We start from the raw sequence: 12,849 nt of genomic DNA on the forward strand, positions 1-12,849 counted from the left end.
GGTCGGTCGTACTCCCTGGCTGACGTGCCGCGACGAGCGCGGCGGCTGACACAGGGGTAAGGGTGAACCGGCCGATTTCAAGGTGTGCGCTGCGTGGCGGGGCGCTGGTCTATCATCTGTGGCCTAATTTGATTGTTGCCGGGTGCCCCGCAGATGTTGTTGATTTACCAGCTGTTGTTGATCGTTTTGCCGGTTGCGGCGGCATGAGCCGCGGGCGCGGCAATGCGCCGGCGGCTGTCGGCCAGGTACGGATCATTGGCGGCCGCTGGCGCAATACGCGGCTCGAAGTGCCGCAGGTACAGGGCCTACGGCCCACCAGCGACCGTGTTCGCGAGACCCTGTTCAACTGGCTGATGCCCAAGCTGCCGGGCGCGCGGGTGCTGGATTTGTTCGCCGGCAGTGGCGCGCTGGGGCTGGAGGCGGTATCGCGTGGGGCGGCCTCGGCACAGCTGGTTGAGCGGGATCCGGCGCTGGTAGCAGCATTGCGCGGCGTGGTTGGCAAACTGGAGGCGGCTGAGCTGGTGCAGGTGTTCCAGGGCGACGCGGTGCAGTGGCTGGGCAGCGCTGCGTCTGCGCAGGCCGATCTGGTGTTCCTGGACCCGCCCTTTGCAGCTGGGCTTTGGGAGCAGGTGATCGAACGGCTGCCGGAGCATCTCGCCCCGGGCGCGTGGCTTTATGTGGAAGCCCCGTCTGGCGCGGGGCTGCGGTTGCCGGCCGGCTGGAACCTGCATCGCGAGGGAAGTACCCGCGATGTGAGCTATGCCCTGTATCGACAAGCCGCTGCTACACTTCGCGGCGACATGAACGCGCCTGAACCCGCATGACTACAGCCAATCGCCGTATTGCCGTTTACCCGGGGACGTTCGACCCGATCACCAACGGTCATATCGACCTTGTTAACCGCGCCGCGCCGTTGTTCGAGAAGGTGGTGGTGGGCGTGGCCCAAAGCCCGGCCAAGGGCCCGACGCTGCCGTTGGAACTGCGCGTGTCGCTGGCCGTGGAAGCCTTGAAGCACCACGACAATGTGGAAGTGGTGGGCTTTGACACCCTGCTGGCCCATTTTGTCCGTGCCTGCCATGGCGGTGTGCTGCTAAGGGGCCTGCGTGCGGTGTCCGATTTTGAATATGAGTTCCAGATGGCAAGCATGAACCGCCATCTGATCCCGGAGGTCGAGACCCTGTTTCTGACCCCGTCCGAACAACACAGCTTCATTTCCTCCTCGCTGGTGCGTGAAATCGCCCGGCTGGGAGGGGATGTATCCGGTTTCGTGCCGGCCACCGTGCTGGAAGCGTTGCGTAACGCCCGCGAAGCCCGCGCGGGCAAGTAAACCCTCCGAACAGTTGTACAGAACCTCAAAAGGGAGAAGAAACATGAAGAACACGATGCGCGTGATGCTTGCCGCTTCGATGGTGCTGGGCTTCACGGCCTGCAAGAAGGACGACGCTGCTCCGGTGGCCGAAGCCCAGCAGGCGCTGGTCGCCCCGGCCAAGGACGACGATGCAGGCTGGAAAAAGTACCTGCAGGCTGTGGCCGTGCAGAACATGGGCAACATCACTGCCAGCCCGTTCCTGTACTACCTCCCGCCGGAGTCGGATCCGGAGTTTGCCGCCAAGTACGAGCGTCAGGTTGAGAGCGCCACCACTGCCATCAGCCGTGGCATCCAGCCGGGCAACATGCTGGCCTTCGGTTCGTCGGCCTCGGCCAAGATGGCCGACATGATTGAAGCCGGCTTCAAGGGTGTGCAGGCTGACTCGATGAAGGGTGTACGTGTGGTGTTCATCGGCGATGCCGCTGATAACGCCCGCGTGCAGACCATTGTCCAGCCGACCGGCGCCGACTACATCTTCGTCGAAGCCAAGTGATGCAGTAGCGTGTGGTCGCATGCGACCACGCACCACGGCGTCATCCTCGCTAGGGCGGGGACCGGGCAGGGGCCGCATAGCGGCCCTGCCTTGCTTTTCAAGGTTGTTGTACGAGCGGCTTCAGCCGCCAAGCTACTGAAGAAACAACTGTCAGCAGGATTGCAATTGCAGACCCCCAATCGGAACCCTTGCCAATTTTGTGGCTGAAGCCGCTTCTGCGATGAATTCCGGAAATCAACCGACATGTTCGGTTGAAACGCCCGCCCTGACGGGAAGGCAGTAATCATGTCACTCAAAATCAATGAGCTCTGCGTCAACTGCGACGTTTGCGAGCCAGCCTGCCCGAATCAGGCCATTTCCATGGGCGAGACGATCTACGTGATCGACCCGGCCCGCTGTACCGAGTGCGTCGGCCATTTTGATGAGCCGCAATGCGTGGTGGTGTGCCCTGTGGAGTGCATCGACCCGGACCCGGACATCCCTGAAACTCAGGATCAGCTGTTGGCCAAATTGTTTGGCTTGCAGCGCGATCACCCCGAACTTTACGAACCGGAGAATCCGTCGGCATGAAGATCATTGCCCGTTCCCTGATGTTGTTTGCGCTGGTATCGACGCCCGCTGCATGGGCGGCTGATGCGCCGCAGGCACGCGCATCGCACCCCGATGGCGCGGTGATTGCCAGTGGTCACTCGCTGGCCACCGATGCCGGCATGGAAATCCTCGCCAAGGGCGGCAATGCGTTCGATGCTGCCATCGCCGTGTCCTCGACGCTGGCGGTGGTTGAGCCGATCAGCTCAGGCTTGGGCGGTGGCGGTTTCTTCCTGCTGCACGATGCCAAGACCGGCAAGGACGTGATGCTCGACGCGCGCGAAACCGCGCCGGAGTCCGCCACGCCGGAACAGTTTCTGGACAAGAAGGGCGACCTGGACCGCGACCGTTCGGTCAACGGCCCATGGTCGGCTGGTATCCCAGGCTTGCCGGCGGCGTTGGTGCAGCTGGCGCGTGAACACGGCCGTCTGCCGCTGACCGAATCGCTGACGCCGGCCATCCGCGTTGCCACTGATGGCTTCCCGGTTTACGCGCGCATGGCAAATGGCTACGCCTCACGTCGCGAAGTGATGGAGCGTTACCCCGGGACGCGTGAGGTCTACCTGCGCAACGGCCGCCCGATTGCCGAAGGCGACCTGTTCAAGCAGCCGGAGCTGGCGCACACGCTGCAGTTGCTGGCCGAGAAGGGCTTTGACGGCTTCTACCGTGGCGAAACCGGCCGCAAGCTGCTGGCTGGCGTGAAGCAGGCCGGCGGCCGCTGGACCGCCGAGGAGCTGGTCGGCTACACGGTCAAGACCCGCGAGCCCATCGTCTTCAACTACCGCGATTGGAAGATCACCACGGCCTCGCCGCCGTCCTCCGGTGGTATCGCGCTGGCCGCAATGTTGCAGATTCTGGAAGGCTGGGATCTGAGCAAGATGGACCAGGCGCACCGCACCCACCTGGTGGTGGAAGCCATGCGCCGCGCCTATCGCGACCGCACCTTCTTCCTGGGCGATCCGGACTTTGTCGACATCCCGCAGAAGGTGCTGACCAGCCACGACTACGCCCAGGGCCTGCGCGCCACCATCCATCCGGAAAGGGCCACGCCCAGCGATATGTTGTCGGGTAACCCGACGCCGCTTGAAGACGACGAGACCACGCATTTCTCGATCATCGACAGTGAAGGCAATCGCGTCGGCGGCACACAGACGGTGAACCTGCTGTATGGCTCGGGGCTGATCCCGGCCGGCACTGGTGTATTGCTCAACAACGAGATGGACGACTTCGCGCTGAAGCCGGGGACGCCCAATGCGTTTGGTGTGATGGGTTACGCCGCCAATGCGCCGAAGAAGGGCAAGCGCATGCTCAGCTCGATGACCCCGACGTTCATGGAGAACGCGGACAAGGTCGTCGTGATCGGTACGCCGGGTGGTAGTCGCATCATCACCATGGTGCTGCTGGGCATCCTCGGTTACGACGATGGCCTGACCGCGCAGCAGGTTGCGGCCTTGCCGCGTTATCACCACCAGTGGCTGCCGGATCTGATCGAAGCGGAAGATGGCGCGTTCGACGTTGATACCATCAAGCAGCTGCAGTCCATGGGCCACAAGATCGACCTGCCGGGTGACACTGCTGCCGGCGGTCGTGGTTCCAGCCACGTGTGGGGCAACCTGCAGACGGTGGAGTGGGACCGTGCCAGCAATACGCTTTACGGCGGCAGCGATCCGCGTAACCCGGTGGGTAGCGCCCGGGTGGTAAAGCCGGAAAAGACCAACTGAGGTTGATCAATAAAAACCCCGCTTTCGAGCGGGGTTTTTGTATGGGGTGTTTGTGGCTTGTGATGGCTGCGTAGAGCGGGGCGGTGCTTCGCTGAAGGATTGCCAGGAAAGCCCCTGTCGCTCAGGGCTCGTATGTTCGATATTTGAGCGTTGAGAGCAAAATCCAGCATCAATCGGGTTGCCTGCGGATGGTCGAACATTTCAGAACAATCGTTACTGGCAGTGTCAATAATCCGGCGCTTCCAAATTGCGAATATTTAACGTGTGCCGGGTAGAATTTTTCATATGAAACTTTGGTCGATCCGCGGTAATTCGCAAAAACTCGATGGCGGCGCAATGTTCGGCAACGCTCCAAAAGCGTTGTGGGAAAAATGGTCGCCGTCGGATGATCTCAATCGCATTGAACTAGCGTGCCGGGCCTTGCTCGCCAGCCCGCTGGGCGGCAAGACGGTGCTGTTTGAAACCGGCATCGGTGCGTTCTTCGAGCCGAAGTTGCGTGAGCGTTTCGGCGTGCAGGAACCGCGCCACATTCTGATGGACTCATTGCGCGAAGCAGGTTTCGAGCATGAGGACATCGACGTGGTGGTGCTCAGCCATCTGCATTTCGATCATGCCGGTGGCCTGCTGGCACCATGGTCGGAAGGCCGCGAGCCCGAGCTGCTGTTTCCCAATGCCACCTTCGTGGTCGGCGCCGCGCATTGGGAGCGCGCGCGGCATCCGCATCCGCGCGACCGGGCCAGCTTCATCCCCGAATTGCCGGGCCTGCTGGAAGCCAGCGGACGGCTGGAAGTGGTCGCGGGCGAGTACTCAAAGACCTTGGGCGAATCGGTGCGTTTCAGCTACAGCGATGGCCATACGCCGGGCCTGATGCTGGCCGAAATCGTCGGCCCGGAGCAGGTCAACGGGCAGTCGCGCGGCGGTGTGGTGTTCTGCGCCGACCTGATCCCGGGGCGCTCGTGGGTGCACGTGCCGATCACCATGGGCTATGACCGCAATGCCGAGCTGCTGATCGACGAAAAGCGCGCCTTCCTTGAAGACAAACTCGCGCGCAACGTGCATCTGTTTTTCACCCATGACCCCGAGTGCGCGATGGCGCAGGTGGTGCGTGATGAGAAGGGCCGATTCGGCACTGCCCATGAAGTGGGCGAGTTGAAGGCGCGCACGTTGGCGGCCTGAGATGACGACTGTCATGCGCAACCGCTGACGTCTGGCGCTGTTCTTGCCGGATGGCGCCGTAGAAACTGATCCCAATTTCCACGACCGGATCAGTCCCTTGAACTTTCGCTCAGTGTTTCGCCGCATCCTGTTTGCCGGCACGTTGTTGCTGGCCCCTGGGGCCAGCTTGCTGGCAGCCCCCACCCTGACGGTAACGCTGCATGTCAGTGCGGAGCGAGCGACGACGATGGACATCTGGGAACCGGCAAAGGTTCGTGGTGTGGTCCTGTTTTCCAGTGGACACGGCGCTTGGCCGGAGCGGTATGACCGCTTGTTGCAGACGTGGTCCGATGCAGGTTTCGTGGTGCTGGCGCCACTGCATGTGGACTCGATGAAGTACCCGGAGCGTGATCGGTTCACGCTGCAGCAAAGCCTGGGTGAGCGCTTTGCCGACATGAAAGCAGCCAGCAGCTATGCCGCAGCGCATTGGCCGGGCATACCGGTCGCTGCGGGCGGCCACAGCCTCGGCACACTGATATCGACTGTGTTGGGTGGTGCATTGGCAAACCTCGGGCCGTTGCGTGATCCGTCGGTGGTCGCGGTGGTGGGCTTTTCGTCGCCAGGCAGGATTCCAGGCTTGATCGGGCCTGACTCCTATGCCTCGCTGGCTGTTCCGCTGCTGCTGGTCACCGGCGACAAGGATGTCGTGCAGGGATTCGTCAGCAATCCGGCCGATCATCTGTACCCGGTGGAGACCGCAGCCGCCGGTGACAAGATTGCCGTGGTGCTGCCCGGTGGCGATCACAACCTGATTGGCGGTGAAGCGGGCCAGTTCGAGCGGGCGCAGCAGCTGGGGACCGCGTTCCTGCAAGCCGAGCTGTTGGGTGACGAACAAGCACGCGAGGTGTTGGATGCGCCGGCGGCGGCTGGCGAACAGTGGTTGCGTCGCTGAGGTTGGTCATGGCGCGGTGCGGATTTCCGGGCGCATTGCCCCGGAAATCCGTTAAGAAACAGCCGACGTGATGTCAGGCTGATCCTGGTGAACAACGAAAACGCTGCTTCAGCTCACTGGAGTGGCAGCGCGTTGCCACTGTTCAAGCGTATTCAGTGAATACCGAAGCTGATGTTGTAGGCGGCGTTCTGGCCGCGACGTGCCGAGGCGCGCATCTGATAAACCTGCACGGTGTAGGTGCCGTTGGTCGGCAGCGTGCCGTTCCAGTCCTGGCCCACCGCACCACTGCCGATTGCTGTGGCGGCACCAGGCACATCGCCCGGGGCGAAGACGTTGAAATTGGCATTGCTGCTGCCGGTGATGCTTACCCGCATCGTCTGCCCAGCCCGTGCCGAGAGCGTGTAACGGGCGCTGTCGTAGCCTTTCACCGCGCCGGGCACGGTGGCGCTGCTTGCGCCCTTGGTGAAGTGAACCGCCGTGGTGGTGATGTTGTCCTGAGCCAGTGCCGGTGCAGTGGCGCAGGCCAGCAGCGTTGCAAATGCGAGCGTCGCGAAATGCTTCATGGAATGCTCTCTTGTCTTTGTCCGTGAATAAGCAACGCTACGCCGTTGGGTTGTCAGCGCGCGTCAATGCGGCGCGCCGCGCAAGGCGGCATTCATGCGAGCCGCGATGCGGATAGATCACCAAGTCATGCGGCAGGAACGCGCTGCGAGGCGCGATGGCTTCAGCCGACGCGCGTGCCGAAGATGCGGTCACCGGCATCGCCCAGACCGGGCAGGATGTAGGCCTTGTCGTTGAGGCGCTCGTCGATGGCGGCGGCGTAGATTTCCACGTCGGGGTGGGCCGCTTCCACGGCCTGCAGGCCTTCCGGTGCGGCGACCAGGAAGATGCCCTTGATGCGGCGGGCGCCGGCACGCTTGAGCATGTCGATGGTGGCGATCAGGGTGCCGCCGGTGGCCAGCATCGGGTCCAGGATTAGCGCATCGCGCTCTTCCAGTCGACCGGTCAGGCGTTCGAAGTACGGCACCGCTTCCAGGGTTTCTTCGTCGCGCTGCAGGCCGACCACGCTCACGCGGGCGGCGGGAATCAGCGACAGCACGCCAGTGAGCATGCCCAGGCCAGCACGCAGGATCGGCACCACGGTGATCTTGGCGCCAGCGATGCGCTGAACCTGCACTGGGCCCGCCCAGCCGGCGGTGGTGTGGGTTTCGGTGTCCAGATCGGCGGTGGCCTCATAGGCCAGCAGCGTGCCCAACTCGTTGACCACTTCACGGAAATCCTTGGTGCTCATGGCCGCATCGCGGAGCAGGCCGATCTTGTGCTGGACCAGGGGGTGACGGACTTCGACGATCTTCATGGCGGAGGTGCTACTGGGGAGATGCCACAGTTTGCCGTAGGCGTTCTGTACTAGGCCAGTACACCGCTGAAATATTCCCGCCTCGGGGCTGTCATGGTGGCGCAACCCAACGGACATAACGTGCGCACCCATCCTTTACACAGTTCCGGGGGCAGGTGTGCGCAAGAGCGTGTTGGTGGTGGCAGTAACGACCGTGGTGGCCTGCATGGCTGCTGCGCCGGCAGGGGCGCAGCAGGTGGCATCGGACGGATCGGTGGTGGCTGTCGCCGCCGCAGGCGCGGTGGACCTGGAGCGGATCGAGGTGCGTCCGCAGTTGGAAGCGCAAACTCGCGCGGTGGAGCTCAAGCGCGATGCCAATGGGATCCAGGACGGCATTGCGTCTGACTCCATGGGCGACTATCCGGACATGAACGTGGCCGAATCCCTGCAGCGTCTGCCGGGCGTCAGCGTCACCCGTGACCAGGGCGAAGGTCGCTTTGTGGTGGTGCGTGGTCTGGATGCGGCGCTCAACAGCGTCAGCATTGACGGTATCGCCGTGGGCACCCCGGAGGATTCATCGCGCGGTGCGCCGCTGGACGTGATTCCCACCGACTCGACCGAGCGTCTGCGGGTGATCAAGTCGGCCACGCCGGACATGCCGGGCGATGCCATCGGCGGCAGCGTGGTGGTGGAATCGGCCTCGGCATTCGACCGCGATGGGCGCTCGCTGAAGGGCAAGATTGAGGCCAGCCATCAGCAGCTGTCCGGTGAAACCAGCCCCAAAGCCGCTTTCAATTACAGCGAGGTGTTCAACGACACCTTCGGCGTGGCGCTGGGTGTGAACTACCAGAAGCGCACCTTCGAGTCGGACAACACCGAAGCGGCCTATGACACCTTCGACGGCGGCGCGGACGACGATCTGGTCGTCACCGAGCTGCAGCGCCGCAAGTACACCATCGAACGCGAGCGCACCGGTGCCAACCTCAATCTGGATTGGCACCCGGATGATGACAACCGCTATTACCTGCGCACGCTGTACAGCCGCTTCGACGATGCCGAAACCCGCCAACGGACCGTGTTCGGGCTGGAGGATGGCAGCATCAGCGCGCTGGGTAACGGGCGCTATCAGGTCGATGACCTGCCGGCCGATGCCATTTCCAAGCGCATGCGCTACCGCACCAAGGAAGAGAACACCTTCGCCGCCAGCATCGGCGGTGAGAATCGCCTGACCAACGCCGTGCTCGACTATCGCCTGGGTTATACAAAGACCCGCGAACGCGTGAATGACGAGATGGAGGCGCGCTTCAAGTACGACGGTGATGACCTGTCGGCCACCATCGACCAGAACAGCGGCATTCCGGGTTTGTCGCTCAGTGACAACGGTTGGACCGATAGCGCCAATTACAAGTTCGACCGTGTGGTGCTCGCACCCAAGCAGGTGGATGACAGTGAGCGCAGCGCGCAGGTCAATATCCGCTTCGACGGTGACCGCGCCAGCTACAAGTTTGGCGTGCTTGGCCGTTGGCGCGAGCGCGCGGTGAACGTGGATGAAGCCGAGCTGCGCAAGGGCCCGGCGGTGGACCTGACCACCTGGAACGGCGAAACCCTGGACCATCGCGGCGGCCCACTGGGGCAGGGCATGAGTTCGGCGGCGATGCGCAAGTGGTGGGCGACCAATGGCAGCCTGTACAGCGCACGTCCGCAGGAAGTGGCGGGCAATGTAATGGCCTCGCTGGAAGAGGACTACACCGCTAACGAAGACATCTTTGCCGCGTATGCAATGGGCACCTGGGACATCGGCGCACTGCGCGTGATCGGCGGCGTACGCGTTGAGAACACCCAGTTCGACGCCACTGGCAACCAGGTGGACATCGACGCCGATGGCAAGAACGCGGTCGTCACACCGCGCACTGCGAACAACAGTTACACCAACGTGCTGCCGGGCCTGCATCTGCGCTACGACACCAGCAACAATTGGGTACTGCGCGGCTCGGTCAACAAGACCGTGGCACGTCCGTCGTTCGGTGATGTGTCGCCGCGCCTGGGCGTGAACCGCGATGACATGGAAGTGCGTGTCGGCAACCCGATGCTGGATCCGTACGAATCCACCAATCTTGATTTCTCGATCGAGCGTTACCTGGGTGACAGCGGCATTGTTTCGCTGGGTCTGTTCAACAAATCCATCGACGGCTACATCGTGGAAACCATCACCGACGAGGACGCGGAATACCCGGGCTTCGACGTGACCCGCGCGATCAACGGCGACAAGGCCAAGGTGTTCGGTGCCGAGTTCAATTGGCAGCAGCAGTTGGCGTTCCTGCCGGGTGCTTGGTCGGGCTTGCTGGTGGGCGTGAGCGGTACCTGGCTGGACACCGATTACGACCCTGGTATTGCCGGCCGTCACAACGATGATTTCACCCTGCCGCGTGCATCCAAGAATGTATACAGCGCGCATGTCGGCTACGAGTGGGCGGGCTTCAGCACGCGCCTGGCCGGCGTGTACCGCAGCGAATATCTCGACACCATTGGCAAGAACAGTGCCTACGACATCTACGTCGCCCCGCACACACAGCTGGATTTCAGCCTCGACTACAAGGTCAGCAAGAGCATGAGTGTGTACTTCGAGGCATCCAACCTGCTCGACAAGCCGCTGGAGCTTTACCAAGGCGTGCGTTCGCGCACCCTGCAGAACGAAGAGTACGGCCGCACCTACGCGGTTGGCCTGAAGGTGGCGCTGTGAGGGCCGCGCTGCTGGGTGCCGCCGTCGCGTTGGCACTGACGGCTTGCCAGCCGACACCGAAGGCATCCCATCCGCCGACTGCCGCCGATGTTGCCGAAGGCGCCGTTGCGACAGCGCCGGCGGCAGTGGCGGTGGCCGAAGCGTTCCTGACCCCGATGACGCCAGCCGACAACATCGACTCGCCAGCCAGCTGGCGGGCCCCCGATGGCCAGCTGTGGCTGATCGCCACCGCCAAGGCCACCGACAAACTGGTGGTCTACGACGGCCAGACTGGCAAGCACCTGCGTGACGTGGGAAGCACGGGCAAAGCGCTGGGGCAATTTGATCGCCCCAATGGCATCGCGGTGACGGGTGACCTGGTATTCATCGTCGAACGTGACAACCGACGCGTGCAGGTGTTGCAGCTTCCCGATTTCAAACCGTTGGGCGTGTTCGCCAGCGGCGATCTGCGCAAGCCCTATGGCGTGTGGGTGAACCCGGCGCAGAACGGCTACGACGTTTACGTCACAGACTCCTATGACGATGGCGAAGATGCCGCGGGCAACGACATCCTGCCGGCGCTGGAGCGCTTGAACGAGCGCGTGCGTCGCTACCACGTCACTCTGGGCGGCAGTGGCGTGCAGGCCACTTTGGTGCGCAGCATCGGTGACACCACGCCGAAGGGCGCGTTGCGAGTGGTTGAGTCGATCTGGGGCGACCCGGCCAATGACCGTTTGCTGGTGGCCGAAGAAGACGAAACCTATGCCAGCGAGTTCAAGGTCTACACGCTGGCTGGCGACTTCACCGGCAACACGTTCGGCAATGGCATGTTCAAGGCGCAGGCCGAGGGTGTGATGCTGCGTACCTGTGGCGATGGCGGCTGGTGGATCACCACCGAGCAGGGCAAGGACCGCAGCGTGTTCCATCTGTTCGATCGCAAAACGCTGGCCCCGGTGGGTGCGTTCCACGGCAGTACCGTGGCCAACACCGACGGGATCTGGAATAGCCAACAGCCGTCGGCGCGGTTCCCGCAAGGGGCTTTGTATGCAGTGCATGACGATCAGGGTGTGGTGGCGTTTGATTGGCGTGATATCGCCAAGGCGTTGTCGCTGCCGCAGGACTGCGCGCTGTGACGTTCAGGGGTAAGAGGCAGTGGCTGCTGTTGGCAGCCACGATGGTGGCGGCCGGAGCGGTGGGGGTCGCTCCGGCCGCAGAGCCAAATACGCAGGTGCCGGCCGGCAGCCGGCATTACGCAGCCAGTGGGTTCCCGGATCGCATCGTCGCTTCGCCGGCACAGGACGCGGCCACCGGTTTCGCGGTGGCTTGGCGCACGTCGACTTTGACGGTGCCACCGATGCTGGAACTGGCGCTGGCAGGTGACTCGCCGGATATGGGGAACGTGCGGCAGGTCACCGCTGCTAGTCGCGTTCTGCAGAGCGAGAACGGCCCGTCGCAGCACCATCGTGCCGATATCGACGGACTGCAACCGGACACGCTGTACGCCTACCGCGTGCAGGGGCAGGACACCTGGAGTGCGTGGCATCACTTCCGCACCGGGGGTGCCGCCGGGCAGCCTCTGACCCTGCTGTACTTCGGTGACACCCAGAACAAGAACCTCAGTCACGTCAGCCGGGTGATCCGCCAAGGCTGGCAGACCGCACCGGATGCACGGCTGGCGCTGTTCGCGGGCGATTTGGTCAGTGGTGGCGACGGTCAGGATGATAGCGAGTGGGGCGAATGGTTCGCCGCTGGCGGTTGGCTGCTGCCGGGCATCGCGGTTGCACCGGCTGCGGGCAATCACGAGTACTTCGAGGAGTTCGAAGACACACCGCAAGAGCGTCGCGTACTGGGTGGGCACTGGCCGGTAACCTTCGCGCTGCCGAGCAACGGCGCCCCGTCCACTGCCAACACCACGTACTGGTTCGACTATCAGGGCGTGCGCGTGGTGGTGCTGGACGGTACCTCCGCATTGGATCTCGGTACGGCGCAGGCACAGGCGCAGTGGCTTGGCGGCGTGCTCGCTGACAACCGGCAGCCGTGGAGCATCGTGGTGGTGCACCAGCCGCTGTATCCATTGCGCGCCGAGCGCGACACGTCGGTACTGGCCACGCAGATTCGGCCGGTGCTGCAGCAGCATCGCGTCGATCTGGTGCTGCAGGGCCACGACCACACGTACGGGCGCCGTGCTGATGACAACGCCGCATTACCGCAGTACATCTCGTCGGTGGCCGGCCCCAAACAGTACCGGTTGTCGACACAGGCGCGGGCGACGATGGAGCCGGTGGCCGAGGACACACAGTTGTTTCAGGTGCTGCACCTCGACGGCAAGCAATTGCGCTATGAAGCACGCACCGCAACCGGCCGCCTGTATGACGCCTTTCAGATCAATCGTGATGGCAAGGGCCGGAAGCAATTCAGGGAATTGCGCGAAGGCCGCATCGCCCCGCGTGACTGCCCGCGCCCGGTGTCGCCCAAGGGTCGTGACGACCGGTGTTGGGAATGATCGGGTTCATGCC

12 protein-coding genes are annotated in these 12,849 nt (G+C 63.3%); 10 read left to right on the forward strand and 2 right to left on the reverse strand.

The window, feature by feature from the left end; translation table 11 throughout:
* Positions 1-203 precede the first annotated feature (203 nt).
* The 7 genes from rsmD (at position 204) to PAN08_RS07870 (ending at position 6,278) form a co-directional block, all read left to right on the forward strand.
* Positions 204-824 (forward strand): 16S rRNA (guanine(966)-N(2))-methyltransferase RsmD, encoded by a 621-nt coding sequence (gene rsmD / locus PAN08_RS07840; RefSeq protein ID WP_269790880.1) that lies wholly within the window; start codon positions 204-206, stop codon positions 822-824.
* Positions 821-1,327 (forward strand): pantetheine-phosphate adenylyltransferase, encoded by a 507-nt coding sequence (coaD, locus tag PAN08_RS07845; RefSeq protein WP_269790881.1) that lies wholly within the window; start codon positions 821-823, stop codon positions 1,325-1,327. Before rsmD ends, coaD begins: the two co-directional genes overlap by 4 nt.
* A 43-nt stretch (positions 1,328-1,370) precedes the next feature.
* Positions 1,371-1,862, forward strand: coding sequence for a hypothetical protein (locus PAN08_RS07850; RefSeq protein ID WP_269790882.1), 492 nt, complete (start codon positions 1,371-1,373; stop codon positions 1,860-1,862).
* A gap of 285 nt (positions 1,863-2,147) precedes the next feature.
* Positions 2,148-2,432 (forward strand): YfhL family 4Fe-4S dicluster ferredoxin, encoded by a 285-nt coding sequence (locus tag PAN08_RS07855; protein ID WP_269790883.1) that lies wholly within the window; start codon positions 2,148-2,150, stop codon positions 2,430-2,432.
* On the forward strand, positions 2,429-4,171 hold the full coding sequence (gene ggt, locus PAN08_RS07860) for a gamma-glutamyltransferase (protein ID WP_269790884.1): 1,743 nt from the start codon (positions 2,429-2,431) through the stop codon (positions 4,169-4,171). Before PAN08_RS07855 ends, ggt begins: the two co-directional genes overlap by 4 nt.
* A 285-nt stretch (positions 4,172-4,456) precedes the next feature.
* Positions 4,457-5,347: an MBL fold metallo-hydrolase gene (locus PAN08_RS07865; protein ID WP_269790885.1), complete on the forward strand. Its 891-nt coding sequence runs from the start codon at positions 4,457-4,459 to the stop codon at positions 5,345-5,347.
* Positions 5,348-5,444: 97 nt separating this feature from the next.
* Positions 5,445-6,278, forward strand: coding sequence for a hypothetical protein (locus PAN08_RS07870; RefSeq protein WP_269790886.1), 834 nt, complete (start codon positions 5,445-5,447; stop codon positions 6,276-6,278).
* A 152-nt stretch (positions 6,279-6,430) separates the two neighbouring features.
* Here PAN08_RS07870 and PAN08_RS07875 read toward each other — a convergent pair whose 3' ends face one another.
* Together PAN08_RS07875 and upp are read right to left on the reverse strand one after the other, a co-directional pair.
* A complete protein-coding gene (locus PAN08_RS07875; protein ID WP_269790887.1) occupies positions 6,431-6,841 on the reverse strand; it encodes a pre-peptidase C-terminal domain-containing protein in 411 nt (136 codons plus the stop codon).
* Positions 6,842-7,002: 161 nt separating this feature from the next.
* Positions 7,003-7,635 carry a uracil phosphoribosyltransferase gene (gene upp, locus PAN08_RS07880; protein ID WP_269790888.1) on the reverse strand — a complete coding sequence of 211 codons (633 nt, stop codon included), beginning with the start codon at positions 7,633-7,635 and terminating at the stop codon, positions 7,003-7,005.
* Between the two features lie 205 nt (positions 7,636-7,840).
* Here upp and PAN08_RS07885 point away from each other — a divergent pair, with 205 nt between their 5' ends.
* Genes PAN08_RS07885 through PAN08_RS07895 form a run of 3 tightly spaced genes read left to right on the forward strand, consistent with a single transcriptional unit; the run spans position 7,841 to position 12,836 of the window.
* Positions 7,841-10,354, forward strand: a complete 2,514-nt coding sequence (locus PAN08_RS07885; RefSeq protein WP_269791208.1) for a TonB-dependent receptor — start codon at positions 7,841-7,843, stop codon at positions 10,352-10,354.
* Positions 10,351-11,466 carry a phytase gene (locus PAN08_RS07890; protein WP_269790889.1) on the forward strand — a complete coding sequence of 372 codons (1,116 nt, stop codon included), beginning with the start codon at positions 10,351-10,353 and terminating at the stop codon, positions 11,464-11,466. Before PAN08_RS07885 ends, PAN08_RS07890 begins: the two co-directional genes overlap by 4 nt.
* 41 nt (positions 11,467-11,507) lie before the next feature.
* A complete protein-coding gene (locus PAN08_RS07895; RefSeq protein ID WP_332840099.1) occupies positions 11,508-12,836 on the forward strand; it encodes a metallophosphoesterase family protein in 1,329 nt (442 codons plus the stop codon).
* The last annotated feature ends 13 nt before the right edge of the window (positions 12,837-12,849 follow it).

Source organism: Stenotrophomonas sp. Iso1 (assembly GCF_027497995.1).
Taxonomy (GTDB): Bacteria; Pseudomonadota; Gammaproteobacteria; order Xanthomonadales; family Xanthomonadaceae; genus Stenotrophomonas.